The sequence below is a fragment of the Streptomyces sp. NPDC058751 genome, from assembly GCF_042746485.1.
In the GTDB taxonomy this organism is placed as follows: Bacteria; Actinomycetota; Actinomycetes; order Streptomycetales; family Streptomycetaceae; genus Streptomyces.
This window is the reverse complement of sequence record NZ_JBHYPZ010000034.1, coordinates 1-17,042: the sequence shown is the minus strand read 5'-3', so window position 1 is coordinate 17,042 and position 17,042 is coordinate 1. Positions and strand designations below refer to the sequence as shown.

Genomic DNA, 17,042 nt, shown 5'->3' with positions numbered 1-17,042 from the left:
TACGAAGGCCGCAGGGGTGAGTCTGCTGCACCACGATGCCCGGCACGAGGCATTCGACTTCACGTCCCACTTTCGAGAGGACTTCTACGAATGCCTGACCCGGCGCGGTGACACGTTGTTCGAAGTCACGGACGCGATGCTCTGCGAGAACGGGCCGGTGACCTCGCCGGTCGACCTGACGCTGCTGGCTGAACACCGGCGTGGGCAAGGCGCGTTGTACGACGCGCTCAACCAGGGCCGCATCGACGCGGACAGGCTGCGCAAGGCACTGGCCGTGTTGCCGCAGCCCAAGGCCGCCGACGGGCGTCTGGTCCTGGCCGTCGATGTCTCGCCGTGACTGCGTCCGGACGCGCCGACCAGCCCGTACCGTCTGTTCTGCCACGTCTACGGACGCTCGGGACGGTCCAGTGACCAGTTCATTCCCGGCTGGCCGTACTCGTTCGTCGCTGTTCTGGAGACGGGCCGCACTTCGTGGTGCCAGGTGCTGGACGCGGTCCGCCTCGGCCCCGACGATGATGTCGCCGAGGCCACCGCCCGGCAGGTCCGCCGCGTCGTGAACGACTTGATCGGCCAGGGCCAGTGGGAGGACGGCGACCCGGACATCCTGGTCGTCTTCGGCGCCGGCTACGACGCCCCGCGCATGGCCTACCTCCTCCACGGCCTGCCCGTCGAGGTGCTGGGACGGATGCGGTCCGACCGTGTCATGCGACGGCCGACACCCTCACTCAAGGAGTACGCCCTGTCCTGTCCCCAGGGCGGGCGACCGCCGAAGCACGGCAAGGAGTTCCGCTTCGCCAAACCCGATGCCTGGGGTGAGCCCGACGCGGAGACGGTACAGGTCACCGATTGCTACGGCACCGCCCAGGCCATGGCCTGGAACCGCATCCACCCCCGGCTCACCACCCACAGCGCGTGGATCGACCACGACGGCGAACTCCCCATCATCGAGGGCACCCTCATCCGCCTCCAGGTGGACCATCTGCCCAAAGGACCAGCACTTCACCGGCCACCACCACTCCGGCCCGCGTATGCCCGAGGCTCCACCGACCGCCCCAAGGTCACCACAAACGATCGGAAATACCCTGCTTCACGTACGAACTTTCCCGCTCCCACCCGAACACCACTTATACCTGACACGCAGCTGAACGACTCTGTTATATGTGGCAGAACATCGCAGATGACCGGTTCTTGCGCCCTTTCCTGTTCTGCCAGCAGTCACGCTGTTGCGGGGCGATACTCCGCACGGAGCAGGCCGTAGACCAGTACATCGACGTAATTGCCGTGCTGGAAGGACCGACCGCGCATGACGCCTTCCTGGCGGAACCCCAGGCGTTCGAGGGCTTTCTGCTCGGCGAGATTGCCGCCATTGGTGAGGGCTTCGATCCGGTTCGCAGTCGTGTGGTCCAACAGGTAGTCCACAAGCAGTCTCTGCGCTGCCGTCCCCACCCCCTGACTGCGATGCTCGGGGACCACCCCCACGCCGATCTCGTAGGTGACGCCCGACGGAAAACCGCGGGGCTTCCAGGTGGCTATACCGACGACCGTATTGTCGGCGCGTGCGATGGCAACCGCCGTGGAGTCGGCGGAGATATACCCGTCGGCCTCCCATCGCTTGCGGCGTGCTCGTGGATCACCGAATCCAGGCCATTCGAACTCTCCGAGCGCATCGGGATCTGTACATAGGCGATCAAGGAAGGGGAGGTCACCTTCGGTGAACGCCCGCAGGTGGACTGTGTCTGTGCGATCTGCTGGAGTCATGGACCCCAGTCTCGCCTTCCAAGACGCCAATCTGGCAGTTCCGCTACAACCGCCTTCATCGCCACCCACTCCGTCGGGTACTTGGAGCGGATCTCCGCGATCATGCGTACAGCATTCTCACGATGCCCGGCAGGGTAAGGGGGTGGGCGGACTATGGCTCAGCGCATCGACCCTCCAACAGACCCGGAGTGCTGCAACCGTTCCACTCCGGGTTTCGTTCTTCAACCATGCGGTCTCAGACTTTCCCCATGACGGATCAGATCACTGGGCAACTCATCGAGTGCTTCGTCAGAGCACTCCAGCCAGTCGTGCCGCTGGTCTCAGTGTGGGCGCACGGGTCACTCGCTGGCGGCGATTACCAGCCGGGTCGCAGCGACCTCGACCTGATCGCACTCGTAGAGCGACCCTGCACGGTCGCGGAGGAACAGCAACTTGGTGAGGTGCATCGGGCCCTGGGCGGTGTCATCCCCCTCGCGTCGAAGCTGCACTGCAGCTATCCCGTAGTCACGGAGTTGGATGACCCGGCACACCCCCACCTCGCGTGGGCGCACGAGGAGCTGATGCGCCGGCCGGTCACACCGGTGACCAGGCGGGAACTCCACGACTTCGGACTCGTTCTATACGGTCAGCCGCCCGCGGGCCTCCTACCACCGGTGACTGACGGGCAACTTGCTGATTTCGTCGTCAAGGACCTGGAAAGCTTCTGGTTGCCAGCCCTGGACCACCCGGAGTGGTGGATGCGCGACATCTGGATCGACCTCGGTCTGCTGACTTTGGCCAGAGCAACAGCGACGCTGCGGGACGGCAAGCTGATCACCAAAGCCGATGCTCTCGGTGTACTCACCGAACTAGGCGCCCCCATAGACGTCGTGGATGACATCAGACAGCGCCGCTACGGCGTGCCCAGCTCTGCGACAGAGCAGTGGATTACCCGCCGGGCAGAACTGACGCTCGACTTCCTTAGATCCGCGATTGAGCAGGTCGTCCTGAAGAGAGGCACATGTCAGTGACGGGGTCTATACACGCACCGCGATCGCCTGGACCCGTGGGAGGCCCCCAAAGGATCCACCGACCTGTATAACGAGCCCGTTGCTCACCTCGGCAAGGCCAAGGCCGACAACTTCCTAAGAGCGCCTAACACAATGAGGTGGATCAGTCCTGGCGGCCGTGTCCGGTCGGCGAGTTTGGCGTTGTCCGGGCCATGGGGGCTTCACCATGGATCGTGTCGGATGACCTGTGGGAGCGGATCGAGCCGCTCCTGCCGAAGCGGGAGAGGCGGTTCAGGTACCCGGGCCGCAAGCCGGTCCCGGACCAGCAGGTGCTGTGCGGAATCCTGTTCGTGCTGCACACCGGCGTCCAGTGGGAACACCTGCCCCAGGAGCTCGGCTTCGGGTCCGGCATGACGTGCTGGCGCCGACTGCGGGACTGGAACCAGGCCGGGGTCTGGCAGCGGCTGCACGAGGTGCTGCTGGCCGAGCTGAATGCCGCCGCCCGCCTCGACTGGTCACGGGCGGTTGTCGACTCCAGCCACGTCAGGGCGCTAAAAGGGGGCTCCAGACGGGCCCGTCGCCAGTCGACCGGGGACGGGCCGACTCCAAGCACCACCTGATTACCGACGGCCACGGCACCCCGCTCGCGGTCATCCTCACCGGCGGCAACCGCAACGACGTCACCCAGCTCATGCCCCTGCTCGACGCCATCCCACCCGTCCGAGGCAGACCCGGACGGCCCCGCCGCAAGCCCCAGTCAGTCTTCGCCGACCGAGGCTACGACCACGACGTCTACCGCGATCAGGTCCGGGCCTGCCGGATCCTCCCCGTCATTGCCCGACGCGGCACGGCGCACGGCAGCGGTCTGGGCGTCTACCGGTGGGTGGTCGAGCGCACCTTCGCCTGGCTCCACGGCTTCAAACGCCTTCGCGCCCGCTGGGAACGACGGGTCGACATCCACGAAGCCTTGCTCAAGCTTGCCTGTTGCCTGTTGCCTGTTGCCTGTTGCCTGATCACGCATCGCCAGGTGCTGTCCTTGACCTGACCGGCACTCACTCCAGGTCGATGGACCGACCCGGCAAACTGATCGCATGAACCGAGACGCCCTCCAATCCGCGCTGTCTCAGGATGGCTGCATCTCTGCACGCGCAGCTCTGGCCGAGCTGAAGGTCGGCGCGGACTTCGAGGTCTTCCTGAACCAAACGGCTTCTGCGCAACAGCTCTGGGACATCTGGTCCTGGCGGCACGAAGTCATGCTCGACACGGGCGTCACACCTCGGCCCGGACTTACCGAAGCCATCGCCGGACTCCAAGCCGCAGGAACAGCTCGGGTCTACATGGCGACCGTCACTGGATCGCAGAGACGTTTCACGATCTTCCTGTCGGAAGACCTCACCCAGTGCGTCGCCTGCTGGTGACAACCTCATTGTGTTAGGGCCTCTAAGCGCTGATCCTGGTATAAAACACCGAGATAAAGCGATTTCCCAGGGCGGCTGCGGCCAGAGCGAGGGAGATCTTATGCGCCCCCTCGCCCTGATAGCCGATCACCCCAGATTCAGCCTTGGCAACTTTTGGGGATTTCCATAGGTGAGGACCCGCTGGAGCCCGGCGCGCAACTCGAGTAGATCAACCTCAGGTGCAATCTCCAAGGGAATTACGTTGGAGGGCAGCCCAAGAGCCTCAACGGCTTCGTCACCGAAGCTTAGAGTCAGAAGACCGGGCAGTAGAGACACCCTCTTGAGGCCGCCGTAGTGAACGCCTCCACTCTCATTCGTGACACAGTAACTATCTGTGCCATTTCTGACGTCCTGCTCATCCGGTTGCTTCTCCAGGAAGCGGTGGAAGTCAAAGTAGTAACCATTCTCCGCCGCATCGTTTCCATCGCCGATAAAGACGGACAAAGTCACCCCGGGTACTTCTTCCCGGACCGTCAGCGTCACGATTTCCCAAAATGGGGAAAGCCTAGTCATCCACCCCAGTTCCATTCTTCGCCACCTTGCTTGTACACGAATGTCACTCCCAGTTCCTGTGCGGCATTCTGCTCCACGATCCGCAAGGCCTGGTTCGACGGCGGCTACCGCCGGCACCTCGTCGAACACGCCGCCACCCTCGGCATCGACATGGAAATCGTCCAACGCACCCCCGGGGCCAGGGGATTCACCCCGCTGCCCAAGCGCTGGACCGTGGAACGCACCTACGGATGGCTGATGTTCCACCGCCGCCTGGCCCGCGACTACGAGACCCTGCCCGCCCGCTCCGAAGCCATGATCCACATCGCCATGGCCGACCTCATGGCCCGCAGCCTCACCGACGAGGCCACCATCTCCTGCCGCGACCCGACATCAGCGGACCAAACACTAATTCCGGGATGAAATATCGGGAGAAAACGACCTCTAAGCTTGTTCTTTGACGTCTGAGCCTGCGCAGGGCTTCGGGCAAGGGATGTCAGTCTTTCGTACTACAGTTCCGGCTCGTGACCGATGCTGCCCACCGCACTGCTGAGGATGACGACGCGCTTCTTGAGCGGCTCCACGCCCTCGCATGGGGTGCAGCAGAAGTGCCTCCGTCACCCGGTTGTCTCCCAGACCAGCCTTTCCCGCCGATTACGATGGCCGACGTCGAACGTGCAGAACGGAAACTCGGGTACCGACTACCGACGTTGCTGCGGCGCATCTACACCGAGATCGGTGACGGAGGATTCGGGCCTGAAGGCGGCCTGGCGTCACTGACACCGCGCCGCATCCCGCACTGGCATGTGCCGGACTGGTCTTGTGCCACAACCATCCACGACAAGCGCCCGGGGTGGGCACCGCCCACATCGTGGTTCTTCCTGACGGGCGGGGGTTGCACCATGGAGTGGTACGTCTCGCTGATAGCGGTTGATTACCCAGTGCTGCTCTGGGATGCCGACGGCTGGGAACCGGACTGGGGTCAGAGTCCTCACGACGGCTTGCGATACGCGGCACCGTCGCTGCGCCAGTGGCTGTGGACGTGGGCAGACGGGGGCAACGTATGGGACGAGGTGCTGGCACAGCCCGAGTAGGTGCTGAGCACTCTGAGCTTGCTCATCGGCATGGGGCGGTGGCAGCAGGGTGACCGCGACATCCTGATCGTCTTCGACGCTGGCTACGACGCCCCGCGCATGGCCTATCTGCTGCAAGGACTGCCGGTGGAGGTTCTCGGACGGATGCGAACAGACCGCGTCATGCGCAAGTCGGTACCGGTTCCGTGGATCTCACCGCCACAAGGCGGACGGCCACCGAAGCACGGCAAGGAGTTCCGCTTCGCCAAGCCCGATACCTGGGGCGATCCTGATGCCGCGACGGTGCAGGTCACCGACCGCTACGGTACCGCTCGCGCGATGGCCTGGGACCGCATCCATCCCCGTCTGACCACCCGTTCCGCGTGGATCGACCACACCGGCGAACTCCCCGTCATCGAAGGCATGCTGATCCGTCCGGAGGTCGACCGCCTGCCTGGTGGCCACGATCCACTCCCCTGTCTGGCTGTGGACATCGGCCACCGGTTTGGCGGGCGAGGGCGCCGACCTGCGCTGGCAGGCATTCCTGCGCAGATTCGACCTGGAGCACACTTTTCGGATGATCGAGCAGACGCTGGGCTGGACCCGCCCCAAGCTCCGTACGCCCGAAGCCGCAGACCGGTGGACATGGCTGGTCGCCGCCCACACCCAACTCCGCCTCGCCCGGCCGCTGGCTGCAGACCTTTGCCGCCCCTGGGAGAAGCCGGCCGAGCCCGGCCGGCTCACCCCCGCACGGGTTCGCCGGGCTTCAGGAACCTCCGCCCGCATCTCGCCTGCCCGGCCCGTGCACCCAAACCATCACGGTCAGGGCCGGGACGGCCACCCGGCTCGAAGAACCGCCACCCCGCCACCCACTATGACGTGGGCAAAACGGTCAGACGGGCCGAGGCCATCGCCGAACGTGACCAGGTCAGACGTCAAAGAACAAGCTGAGGCCCGTGAGGTGCTCAGCCATAGGCCCCGTGGTCCAGGACGGAGTGCGTCCGAAAGATCGCGCAAGTCCGTTATGTGGCAGCCTGGTCCGGGATCGGCCTCGGGCCACGGGCCGGGGAACTCCCGCAACGGCACCTCACTCAAGGCGGTCCTGACCGACGTCGGTGCGGTCGCTCCGGCGGTGCCGCGGCATCGCGACGGCGAGTTCGAACCGCGCATGGTCCCGAAGAACGCGCGTCGGCTCGCCGGTTTCGACGACCGGGTCCTCTCGCTCCGCGCCCGGGGGATGAGCGTGCGCGACATCCGCTCCCACCTGGCCCGGATCTACGGGCGGCATTGACATGGACGGCCGAAAAGACGTCCTGGGCCTGTGGGGCGGATCCGAAGGCGAGGGCGCCACCACCTGGATGGCGGCCCTGTCCGAACTGCGGAACCGGGGCGTCGAGGACGTCTGCATCGTCGCCTGCGACGGGCTCAGGGGCCTGCCCGACGCGATCACCGCGACCTGGCCCGAGGCCACCTGTCCAGACCCGCGTGATCCACCTGGCCAGGGCCTCGCTCCGGCTGTCCTCGGCGCGGGACCACCCCGAACCGGTGCAGGCCCTCAAAGCGATCTGTGCCGCCCCGACCGAACAGGCCGCCGCGCAGGCGCTCGACGACTTCGAGGCCTCTGGACTGGGGAAACGCTATCCGGCGATCGTCCGGACCTGGCGGTCGGCCTGGCCGGGGTTCACGCCCTGCCTGGCGTTCCCGCCCATCACAAGGACGGTGGTCCACTCCACGAACATGGTCGAGTCGATCAACTCCCGACTCCGCAAAGCCACCCGCAACCGCGGCCACTTCCCCTCGGAACAAGCTGCGTCGAAGGTTCTCCACCTCGCCGTCCGCGAGCAGAGCAACCCCGAAGCGCGCGACGCGAACCACGTCGCCGCCCACTGGAAAGAGGCGCTGAGCCGGTTCTCCCTGTTCTTCGAGGACCGGCTCGGCATCCAATGGCACCAGGCGACTTGCAAAAGATCGCTGACACGCCCGCCATGACCTCCGCTGAGGTGGTTCCGGGATAGAAACAACCTCGTGACGGGGATCGCTTCGCGGTTCGCGTGAAGTGGAAAGTGAGGAGTGGAGAGTGAGGAGTGCGGGAGATGCTCGTTCGATCAATTGAGCAGCTCTGGCTTGAGGCCGAAAACCTCAACCGCCCTGTCGTCGGATCTCGCGCGCCTGGCGTGGCGGCGGGCGAGGTCGAAGCAGTGTTGGGAGGTGTTGTGCCAGAGGACGTCGCCACATGGTTTGGTTGGTCAAACGGCGTGGAGTACCGTCCTGGACAGATCCAGGACGACGTTTTCCTGGTGCCGGGCTACGAGCCGCTGTCGTTGAGCGAAGCGAGAGGGGTGCGGGAGTCGTATGAACTCGAGGACGCGGTTCTGGGTGAATTCTGGATCCCGCTTCTCGCGACCGGTGGCGGAGATTTCTATGCGGCGGTATTCGGAGCATCGCTCCAATCGCCCGAAGTCGCGCATGTGATGATCGGGGGCGAATCATTCATTGTGTACAAATCCATTGAGGAAATGGTGGATGCTTTCTGTGGTTTCTACCGTGGAGGGGTATTCTTCGTGAGCGATGAAGGGACCCTTGAAGCGGACGACGAACGTTGGATTGCGGCGGAAGCGGATTCCGGCTGAGCCGCTGTGGCCCGCCGACTGACGTGCTTGCCCTCCAGATGAAACGCTCAGTCCCAAGCGCTTCGGTTGGCGAGTGAGCGCTTGGGCCGGCGGGCAACCGGTTCGACGCGGTTGCGCCAGCGCTTTCGCTGTCCCCGGAGGTTGTCGTCACGGGGCGCGTCGCAGGGGCGGACGGGCCGCAGGCAGGCGTCGGGCCCAGGGTGCCGGGGGTGTCGGCACACGGTAGAACGTAGGAGTGAGGGACGGGAACATCCCTGATGAGGATGCACGGCCGCAGCGCGTGGCGAGGTCGACGATCGACTACCGGGCGCTGTTCGCGGTGACCCCCAGCCCCTGCATGGTGCTGAGCCCGGATCTGGTGCTCGTCGACATCAACGAGGCGGCCTGCCGGGTGACCGGCCGCACTCGGGAGGATCTGCTCGGGCGGTATCTCTTCGATGCCTTCCCCGACAACCCGGCGGATCCCGATGCCGACGGCGTGCGGAATCTGCAGGCGTCCCTGCACAAGGTCCTGCGCTCGAAAGAGCCGGACACGATGGCGCCGATGAAGTACGACATCCCCGTGGCCGACCGCGCCGACGTGTTCGAGGAGCGGTGGTGGTCCGCGATCAACACGCCGGTGCTCGGGCCGGACGGGGAGGTGGAGTGGATCCTCCACCGGGGGGAGGACGTGACCGCGTTCATCCTGTCCCAACGCCGCCCGAAAGAAGGCACAGCGCTCAGCGACGCGGAGGCCATGGAGGTCGAACTGTACGCGCGGGCACGCGAGCTCCAGCGGCTGAACGAGGAACTGCGCCAGGCCCACGCCCGCGAGCGCCAGATCGCCGTCACCCTGCAGGAGGCCATGCTCCACTCGCCCCATCTGGCCCGTCACCAGGACACCGCGGTCCGCTACCTGCCCGCCGCGGGGTCACTGAACGTGTGCGGCGACTGGTACGAGGTGGTCGACCTGCCCGAGGACAGATTCGCCGTCGCGGTGGGTGACGTCGTCGGCCACGGCCTGGAGGCCGCCGCCGTCATGGGCATGCTCCGCAGCGCGCTGTCCGTCTCCGTCCGGGCCGTCGAAGAACCCGCGCTCGCCCTGGACGCCCTGGGCCTGTACGCACGCGACGTGGAAGGTGCACTGGCCACCACCGTCGTCCAAGCGGTCATCGACACCCACGCCCGCCGCATCACGTACAGCAGTGCCGGCCACCCGCCCCCCGTCCTGCTCCATCGGGACGGCACCTGCGACTTGCTCGACCAGGCCACCGACCCTCCGCTGGGGGCCCGGCTCGAACACGTCCCCCGCCTGCAGGCCGGCCTGCCCTACCGCCCCGGCGACACCATCGTGCTCTACACCGACGGCCTCGTCGAACGCCGCGGCGAGGACATCGACACCGGCCTGCAACGCCTCACCGACGCACTCGCCCGCCATGCCCGTTACAGCCCCGAACGCCTCGCCGACGCCCTGCTCGCGCACCTCGGCGTCAGCAGCGGCGCCCGCGACGACATCGCCCTGATCGTCCTCCGCCTATGACCGCGCGCCGCCACCCTGGCGCCACGGGTGGCCAACCCCGTCGGCTGAAGCGCTCCGTCACAACGGTGCCGTGTCGGTGCCGCACGGGATCCTGATTCCGGATGCTCTCCGCTTCTGCCTCAAGATCCGGGACTCCGAAGTGGCCGCAGGTGACTACACCCGGCAGCTGCACGGCATGGACCCCTGCTCCCTGGCCACGGCGCCGAGGCGACGGTCTGCCCGGAGTGCGAAGCGCACGCGGTGGCCGCCGCGGCGCTCCCGCTGCCCGCCTCCCGGCCCGGCCGCCGCTGGAGACGCTGACCTGGCAGGCTCCGCCCGCCGCGATGGAGGAGGGCGCGTCATGACGTCGGCCGAGCTCGTCCCCGGCCGCGCCCCGGCCGTCCGGTCCCGCCCGCGCGCGGAGGCGGACGTGCGCACCCGTGGCGGCGAGCGGATCTCCGCGTCCGCCGCCCGCAAGCTGATCAACGCGGTGCCGGAGAACTCCCGGGACGCCCGGGACACCCGCCTGCGCTCCTACCGCCTGTGGTGCGCGACCTGCACCTGGGCCGGGGACGAGCCCAACGCGGTCGCCTCCTACCTGCCCGACCTCGGCGACCGCGGCCACCCGGCGAAGAGCCTGGAGGCACACTTCGCCACCCTGTGCGCCCTGCGCGCCATCCACAGCTCCCCGCTGTCCGACGGCGAGATCAAGGCATGCCGGCTCATCGTCCGCCACCGGGCGGGGGAGGAGGCCGACGATCCGCCGGCGGAGCCGGGTCCGCTCCAGGCCGACGCCGTCACCCTTCCCGAGCTGCGCCGCATGGTCCACACCGCGGACCGCACCACGGCGCGCGGCAAGCAGATCGCCGTCACGCCGATCCTGGACTGGTGGACGGCCGCCCGGACCCGGCACGCGGCGCACGCGGCCGCCGAGACGTCGGCCACCGCCGAGGACGCCACCACCGTCTGGTCCGCAGGGACACGTCCCGGGGATCGACGTCCTCGTCCAGGACGTCGTGCTCGCGCTGGTCGGCGGGCAGGTCCGCACCCGCTCGACGGCGGCGTTCAGGTAGCGGGTGGCCACAGCACGGTGGCATTGAGGACCAGGCCGAGCGCGCCGAGCTGGTCTTGTCCGAACTCGGGATGCCGGCCGCCCGGGGCCGCCTGTCCGCCGATCGGTCGCTGAGGGCAGCGGAGGAGCACGCCTGCCGGGACCCGGTGCCCTGATCTCCCCTGGACAGATCTCAGGTCCGGCGGCGCGCTCCGTCACCACATGGACGAGGTGGGGCCGTGAAGCCTTACAGGGGTCTGTCGGCCGAGCGGCCGTAGTGCGCCCGGCCGATCCGGATCAGCCGATCGAGTCGAGCAACATCTCGTTGGCCCTCTTGTTGCCCTCTGTGTAGATCTCCAAGGCCTGTTGCACCTCGGCCACCTGGTCGGTCGTCAGGCCCTCGCATTCGCTGGGCACGCTGCCGTCCAGGTCCGCAATGATCGCGTTGAAGCACTGGGTGGCGGGGTCGGAGTACCCCTGGTTCCGGCCCGCTTGCCCGTCCGGCGCATCGGGATCGGTCACATCGGGATCGGCCTCGTCGGAGGAGTCGGGCAGTTGCCGGTCGGCCGAGACGCCCGGTGCTTGCCGCCCGTCGGCGCCGGAGGCCCCGGTGTCATCGCCGGAGCAGCCGGTGATGAGCGCCAAGGCGGCCAGCGCGAGGGCGGCCGGGAACGTACGGTGCAAAGGATCCCCCCAGGGTCCAGAAATATGATCAGTTGTCACGTTGGCGCACCCGCCAGGGAGACGCGCCGACCGTGACAATCCCGTGACAATGGGTCGCCGTACGGCAGCGGAGAGCAACTTCCCGCCGTCGGGGAACGGGACTTGCGCCTGCTCGTCGCGGACCTTTCTGCCTACCGGATCCGGGTCGGTGACGGTGATCTGTCCTTACGGGGGCGTGCCTGTCTCACAAGTCTTTCCGCCAGACGGAACGGACGAGGCTTCTCAGGCAGGAATCACCAGGTGCGTTCCTACTGAACGCCGGGTGTGAGCTCGATGCGTACGCCTTCACTCTCCGTGAGGACATAGACGTGGTCGGTCCGTGCCTGCCAGCCGATGGGCACGGCGTAGTAGCGCCCGGCGCGCTCCACGACAAGCCGCAGGCCCCAGTAGCGGTGACGGAGGTGGACTCCCTCGCCAAGGTCCTGATAGCGGAGGCCGGTCGACCGTGACGAGAGGCTGAGCGGCTGGGCGCTGTGGACCACCAGCCCGGTGCGCAGGATCACCTCGCGGGCGTCGTTCCTGGCATGCCGTTCGCCGAGTTGGCCGGAGATGACAGTGATCGCCCAGAGCAGGAATAGTCCGGAGGCCAGGACCAGCAGAGCCGTCTCCCACGGACTGCCCGGGTGGCTGGGCCCAGGCTGCCGTACTACGCCGAGCAGCAGGCCGAAACCGACGAGGAGAGGGCCTGCCCATCGGTACGGCAGAAGCACCTGCCACTGCCACCACAGGACGAGCAGCAGCAGACCTGCGGCGACAACGACCAGATAGTGGCGGGCCATGGCCGATGCGATACGTCCGGCGCTGCTTGTCAGGGCGCCTTGGGATTCCTGCCGCGGTCGATGCCCGGCGGCCGCAACGGTCATGAGCAGCACGGTGGTGCCCACCAGGACCGGAAAAGTTGCCAAGTGCAGGCTGTTCAGGACGAATTCGCCGAAGCCGAAGCCGAGCGCGAAGGGGGAGAGATGGAAGTGACCGTAGTACGCGCTTGTGTAGATCACCCCCAGGTAGAACATCAGTGCCGCGATGAAAGTCGCCTGAGCGACCACGATGTTGATCAGCGCAGTCGGGGGTGTCTGGGGCGCCTGGTCTGGGTGGTGGAGCCGGCCTGAAGGACGAGGCTCCGGTTCGTTCACGTACCGTCCGGTGAGGGTGGACACGACGGATCACCGGGGCAGGCTGGAAGGGGAGTTGCCGACGCGGTGATGTCGGGGCCACGCTCCTTCGACGGGCGGGTGTTCGACGGCACAGGGTTGGGCGGAGGGATCGACTCGCCACCATGGGAGGAAGAGCCGCCGGATGGTGATGATGAAAGAAGGCTGGCAGCCGGTGACGCCGAAGAGCTGGCAAGCGCTGACGACAGGGTGGGGCTTTGTCGCGAAGGAGTGGTGGTCTCCTCGGTCTCGCCGGCGCCTCCGCCAGAACCGCACGCTGCGACGAGTCCAAGAACCGCCGCAAGCACACTCATGCGGACCATCAAGCCAGGGCTGTACCTCATGCTTCTCCCCGCGATGCGTCACCTCGTCCTGCCGATGCAGACAGCAGGGGAACATAGCCCTGATCTTGCTCATCACCAGGAAACCCGACGCGAGCAGTGGACCGCACTGCCCGATCGGAGCAGCGCCCCGCCCATCTGGTCGGCGCACTCAGGGCGCGAGCGCTGCCGGAGCAGCGCACCGGCGCGGTCGTACGCCGCGACGGCCGCGACTGACGTGTCCCCACGACCAGACCAATGACCACCCCAGCCTGAAGTCACATGACCGACAGCTTCTGTCAGGACCTCCAAGGCCCCCACGCTCGTGCTGGACTACGACTTCGAGCAGTTCTGCCCGGGCCGGCCGCGGCAGACGTACGACCTGCTGCGCACGCGGCGCGAGTGCGTGAAACCGACGAAGGCCATCGGGGCGCAGTCGCACTGCTCCCCGATGGCCCTTCAGCAGCACTGCGACGGCGTCTTCGACCGGCTCGCCGACGTGCTCCAGCGCTGAGTGCTCCGGTGTGCGCCCCTTAGAAGGTGACGTTCCAGGAGTCGATCCTGCCGGTGTCGCCGCCGGCGTTGTCGTTGACCCGGAGCTTCCAGGTGCCGCCCGCGACCTCGGAGGAGGCGTTGACGGTGTAGACCTGGCTGATGTTGTCGGTGCTGCCGCCCGAGCGGTTGTGGACCGTGTAGACGGTGCCGTCCGGGGCGATCAGGTCGACCTTCAGGTCGCCGATGTAGGTGTGCACGATGTTCACACCGACCTTGAGGGTGGCCGGGGCGTTGCCGGTCACGCCGCTGACGGTGATCGGGCTCTCCACGGTCGTGTTGTCACCGATGGCGAAGTCCGCGGTGTTCTCGAAGTACTTGCCGGGCGGCGGGGTGCTGCCGACGGCCTTGAGGGCGTCGACCTGCCCCTCGCCGAAGAAGCCGTTCTTGGCCGTGGTGCCCTTGCAGCGGCTGTCCGACGGGCAGGCGACGTCGTTGGCCTGGGTGGCCAGCTTGTCGCGCAGCTGCGCCGGGGTGATGCCGGGGTTGGTGCTGGCCAGCAGCGCCGCCACACCGGTGACGTGCGGCGAGGCCATGGAGGTGCCGCTCATGGAGCCGTACTTGCCGCCCGGCTGGGTGCTGTAGATGCCGGTGGTGTCTCCGCCCGGGGCCGTGACGTCGACGACGTTCAGGCCGTAGTTGGAGTACGAGGCCTTCGCGGTGGTGCCCATCGCCGAGACCGTGACGACGCCCGGCAGCTCGGTCGGGATGTCCAGGCAGGCGTTGGTGATGGTGCGGGTGACCGGCGTCGAGTCGTTCGGGCTCTCGGTGTCGGTCGTCTTGTTGGCCAGGTCGATGTTGGAGTTGCCGGCCGCCGCGACCTGGAGCGAGCCCTTGCCCTCCGCGTACTCCTGGGCGCGCCTGACGCCCTCGATGATCGCGGCCTGGTCGGCGTTGTCCGGGCAGTTGAACTGCCACGGGTCGGTGTAGTAGCTGTTGTTGGTGACCTTGAAGCCGTGGTCACCGGCCCACATGAAGCCGCAGACGGTGTTCTCGGCGAAGAAGAGCGAGCTGCCGGGTTCGGCGATGCGCACCGAGGAGATCTTCACGCCCGGGGCCACGCCGATGACGCCCTTGCCGTTCTTGGCGGCCGCGACCGTACCGGCCACGTGCGTGCCGTGGGTACCGACGTCGCGCCAGGCGCCCGTACGGGTGTCCGGCTTGCCGTACGCGCAGGACACGGAGTCCGCGGCGTTGAAGTTCGGCGCCAGGTCCTGGTGCTGGTCGTCCACACCGGTGTCCAGGATGCCGACCTTGACGGAGGAGGAGCCCGTGGTGACGGCCCAGGCCTGGTCGGCCTTGATCTGGGTCATGTCGGCGCGGACCGGCTCACCCGAAGGGGTGGTGGACTGCGCCGGGTTGGCGGGCAGCGCCGGGTTGTAGGCGTCCGCCGGCACGTCGGAGGTGCGGGTGGCGCCGACCTGCTGGACCCCGCTCACGCCGCGCATGGTGGTGGCGAAGGAGGCGGACGCGGAGTGGGCCGTGATGACACCGATCGCGTCGTAGTACTGGAAGACCGTTCCGCCGTTGGCCGCGACCGCGTCGCGGACCGCCGCGGTGTCACCGGGGGCGGTGATCACGAAGTAGGCGCGGGTGCCGGCGACCCAGGTCGCACTCCCGGAAGCGGGGGCCGCGGCCCGGGGCGCCGCCGCGGGGGCGGGAGCGGCGGAGCCGGAGGGGGAGACGGGGGCGGTGTCGGCGAGCGCGGCCGGGGCCCCGAAGGCGAGCGCCGCGCCGAGCGTGGCGGCCAGCACGAGGGCGCGTCGAGGTCGGCTGGATATGTGGGGTAGCAATGCGTCCTCCGAAGACCCGGTGGTCAGCCGGGTCGTACGAAACAATGGTGGACGCAAGATGTCATGTGCGCGGCCGGTTGAGGAAGTACCTTTTACAGCAAGGGAGTTAGTTTGTCGGTGGCCGAATATCGACCATGGGCGCAAGCGCGGGGAATGTGGCCGGCCGGCTGAGGGCGGTTGGTCAGACACCTCAGGCGCGTAACTCGTCAAGCTGGGGGATCTCGGATCACTGTGTAGCCTGTCGATCTGTTCGAACGGGTTGAGGGGTAGAGCGTGGACGTCGGGGGAACTCATGCTGCGATCCGGCTTCCGGAAGGGCCCTGGTGGGACTGGGACGTCGTCGCATGGGACGGCGGACAGTTCAGGCTTGCTGCCGGTCTTGACCTGACGTACCACCATGGTCTGGAGTTGGCCTTCGGTGATCCGGTCTTCGTCAGCTGCCCGTCCAGTTTTCAAGATCCGGACTTCCGCGCGCCATCGCCTGACGAGCTCCTGAAAGTCACGCGCCAGTTCGGCTGCGAACCGGCCGTCGTGGTCGCCTTCGAGGTCGACGCAGGCGGGCAAGAGCCGGTCTCGTGCCTCATCGCCGCAGAGCGGCTCGACATCGTCAGAGAGACCGTCCTGCGTTATTGGCGCGAGGACGCAGGCCCCGATCAGCGTTTCGCTCCCTGGGTATCGCCTCCAGACCGGTAGGCGGCCATGGTCAGGCGGCCACTTCCCCCGCCTCGTCGTGTGGCGCTGGGAAGGCCGGAGCCTCGTCGTATGGCTGGTGCTGCCGGAGGCAGTGGTGGAGCTGGCCGAGCATGCGGTTGAACGGATTGGGCAGGGCCGCGTGGTGGCGGTCGCCGGTGTTCCGGCGGCGGTTGCAGCGGGCATGGGCATGGGCGCCGGGTGAGGCAGTCGGTGCCGCGAACGCCCAATGTCTGCCCGTCGGCCGGCAGGTCCTGCCGGCCCCGGCCCGCCTGTGATGCGGCGACACGTACGCCCAACTCGCCGCAGGGTCCGAGATTGGCATCGCGACCGTCTGCGTACGCGAGGCCGTCGAAGTGCCGGCCGCCCAGGCGCAGACTCTGACCGAGGCGATGACGACCGTGCGGACGAAGGCGTACGTGATCCTGGACGGGCAAGGCGTACCAAGGGGCCGGCCGCCATGTCCGCGTACCTTTCCGAGGCAGCCGGCTCAAGCGCTGGAAGCGACGGAACAACAGCACCCACGCCAAAATCCGGTGCCTCGGCGAGCAGGCCATGGCCGTCCTGAAAGGCTGGCGCCTGCTGCGCAAGCTCCGCTGCAGCACCAACCGGACCACCGACATCGTGAAGGCCGTCGTCGTCCTTCACCATGCCTCGACCCGAGGTCGGAAAGGGCCAGTGGTCTTCAAATATCGCTGAGGGTACGCTGCCTCGATGCGCGAGGCGGCGCATCAGATGTTCAGGGCGACCACCGCGCCCGTGCGTACTGTTGGGCCTTGACCCCAGATCTTGGACACACGAGACACTGGATCCTGAGGATCTGAGAACGGACATCTCGTGGTCATGAAGAACTACCCGCCGGAGT

The 17,042-nt window shown here is 67.2% G+C and carries 15 protein-coding genes and 6 pseudogenes; 16 read left to right on the top strand and 5 right to left on the bottom strand.

Annotated features, from left to right (window positions below; translation table 11 throughout):
• Positions 1–22: 22 nt before the first annotated feature.
• Positions 23–991, top strand: a pseudogene (locus ACFW6B_RS28030) (transposase); the annotation flags it as partial.
• A 224-nt stretch (positions 992–1,215) separates the two neighbouring features.
• Here ACFW6B_RS28030 and ACFW6B_RS28025 read toward each other — a convergent pair.
• Positions 1,216–1,758 (bottom strand): GNAT family N-acetyltransferase, encoded by a 543-nt coding sequence (locus ACFW6B_RS28025; protein ID WP_386600061.1) that lies wholly within the window; start codon positions 1,756–1,758, stop codon positions 1,216–1,218.
• A gap of 248 nt (positions 1,759–2,006) precedes the next feature.
• Here ACFW6B_RS28025 and ACFW6B_RS28020 point away from each other — a divergent pair, with 248 nt between their 5' ends.
• From ACFW6B_RS28020 to ACFW6B_RS28010, 3 genes and pseudogenes are all read left to right on the top strand, one after another.
• Positions 2,007–2,768: a nucleotidyltransferase gene (locus ACFW6B_RS28020; protein WP_386600058.1), complete on the top strand. Its 762-nt coding sequence runs from the start codon at positions 2,007–2,009 to the stop codon at positions 2,766–2,768.
• Positions 2,769–2,959: 191 nt separating this feature from the next.
• Positions 2,960–3,681, top strand: a pseudogene (locus ACFW6B_RS28015) (IS5 family transposase); the annotation flags it as partial.
• 157 nt (positions 3,682–3,838) lie between these two features.
• Positions 3,839–4,165 (top strand): hypothetical protein, encoded by a 327-nt coding sequence (locus tag ACFW6B_RS28010; RefSeq protein WP_386600056.1) that lies wholly within the window; start codon positions 3,839–3,841, stop codon positions 4,163–4,165.
• 126 nt (positions 4,166–4,291) lie between these two features.
• Here the strand turns inward: ACFW6B_RS28010 and ACFW6B_RS28005 are convergent, their stop codons facing one another.
• Entirely contained in the window at positions 4,292–4,732 is a 441-nt protein-coding gene (locus ACFW6B_RS28005; protein WP_386600054.1) for a hypothetical protein, read from the bottom strand.
• Positions 4,733–4,795: 63 nt separating this feature from the next.
• Here ACFW6B_RS28005 and ACFW6B_RS28000 point away from each other — a divergent pair.
• From ACFW6B_RS28000 to ACFW6B_RS27960, 9 genes and pseudogenes are all read left to right on the top strand, one after another.
• Positions 4,796–5,119: pseudogene (locus ACFW6B_RS28000) on the top strand (transposase); the annotation flags it as partial.
• 101 nt (positions 5,120–5,220) lie between these two features.
• Positions 5,221–5,790 (top strand): SMI1/KNR4 family protein, encoded by a 570-nt coding sequence (locus ACFW6B_RS27995; RefSeq protein WP_386600052.1) that lies wholly within the window; start codon positions 5,221–5,223, stop codon positions 5,788–5,790.
• Positions 5,791–5,811: 21 nt separating this feature from the next.
• Positions 5,812–6,720: pseudogene (locus ACFW6B_RS27990) on the top strand (transposase); the annotation flags it as partial.
• Positions 6,644–7,060 (top strand): transposase, encoded by a 417-nt coding sequence (locus tag ACFW6B_RS27985; protein WP_386600050.1) that lies wholly within the window; start codon positions 6,644–6,646, stop codon positions 7,058–7,060. The pseudogene ACFW6B_RS27990 and the gene ACFW6B_RS27985, both read left to right, overlap by 77 nt.
• Before the next feature lies 1 nt (position 7,061).
• A pseudogene (locus ACFW6B_RS27980) lies at positions 7,062–7,181 on the top strand (transposase); the annotation flags it as partial.
• Positions 7,182–7,254: 73 nt separating this feature from the next.
• Complete coding sequence (locus ACFW6B_RS27975; RefSeq protein WP_386600048.1) at positions 7,255–7,758, top strand: transposase; 504 nt, start codon at positions 7,255–7,257, stop codon at positions 7,756–7,758.
• Between the two features lie 104 nt (positions 7,759–7,862).
• On the top strand, positions 7,863–8,399 hold the full coding sequence (locus tag ACFW6B_RS27970) for a hypothetical protein (protein ID WP_386600045.1): 537 nt from the start codon (positions 7,863–7,865) through the stop codon (positions 8,397–8,399).
• Positions 8,400–8,736: 337 nt separating this feature from the next.
• Complete coding sequence (locus ACFW6B_RS27965; protein WP_386600212.1) at positions 8,737–9,918, top strand: PP2C family protein-serine/threonine phosphatase; 1,182 nt, start codon at positions 8,737–8,739, stop codon at positions 9,916–9,918.
• Positions 9,919–10,258: 340 nt separating this feature from the next.
• Positions 10,259–11,083, top strand: a complete 825-nt coding sequence (locus ACFW6B_RS27960) for a hypothetical protein (RefSeq protein ID WP_386600043.1) — start codon at positions 10,259–10,261, stop codon at positions 11,081–11,083.
• A 162-nt stretch (positions 11,084–11,245) separates the two neighbouring features.
• Here the strand turns inward: ACFW6B_RS27960 and ACFW6B_RS27955 are convergent, their stop codons facing one another.
• Both ACFW6B_RS27955 and ACFW6B_RS27950 read right to left on the bottom strand, forming a co-directional pair.
• Positions 11,246–11,632: a hypothetical protein gene (locus ACFW6B_RS27955; RefSeq protein WP_386600041.1), complete on the bottom strand. Its 387-nt coding sequence runs from the start codon at positions 11,630–11,632 to the stop codon at positions 11,246–11,248.
• Positions 11,633–11,919: 287 nt separating this feature from the next.
• On the bottom strand, positions 11,920–12,828 hold the full coding sequence (locus tag ACFW6B_RS27950) for a hypothetical protein (RefSeq protein WP_386600039.1): 909 nt from the start codon (positions 12,826–12,828) through the stop codon (positions 11,920–11,922).
• A gap of 639 nt (positions 12,829–13,467) precedes the next feature.
• Between ACFW6B_RS27950 and ACFW6B_RS27945 the strand changes: the two genes are divergently transcribed.
• Positions 13,468–13,656, top strand: a complete 189-nt coding sequence (locus ACFW6B_RS27945) for a hypothetical protein (RefSeq protein ID WP_386600037.1) — start codon at positions 13,468–13,470, stop codon at positions 13,654–13,656.
• Between the two features lie 19 nt (positions 13,657–13,675).
• Here ACFW6B_RS27945 and ACFW6B_RS27940 read toward each other — a convergent pair whose 3' ends face one another.
• A complete protein-coding gene (locus ACFW6B_RS27940; RefSeq protein WP_386600210.1) occupies positions 13,676–15,448 on the bottom strand; it encodes a S8 family serine peptidase in 1,773 nt (590 codons plus the stop codon).
• Between the two features lie 312 nt (positions 15,449–15,760).
• Here ACFW6B_RS27940 and ACFW6B_RS27935 point away from each other — a divergent pair, with 312 nt between their 5' ends.
• Both ACFW6B_RS27935 and ACFW6B_RS27930 read left to right on the top strand, forming a co-directional pair.
• Complete coding sequence (locus ACFW6B_RS27935) at positions 15,761–16,180, top strand: hypothetical protein (RefSeq protein WP_386600035.1); 420 nt, start codon at positions 15,761–15,763, stop codon at positions 16,178–16,180.
• Between the two features lie 275 nt (positions 16,181–16,455).
• Positions 16,456–16,876, top strand: a pseudogene (locus ACFW6B_RS27930) (transposase family protein); the annotation flags it as partial.
• Positions 16,877–17,042 lie beyond the last annotated feature (166 nt).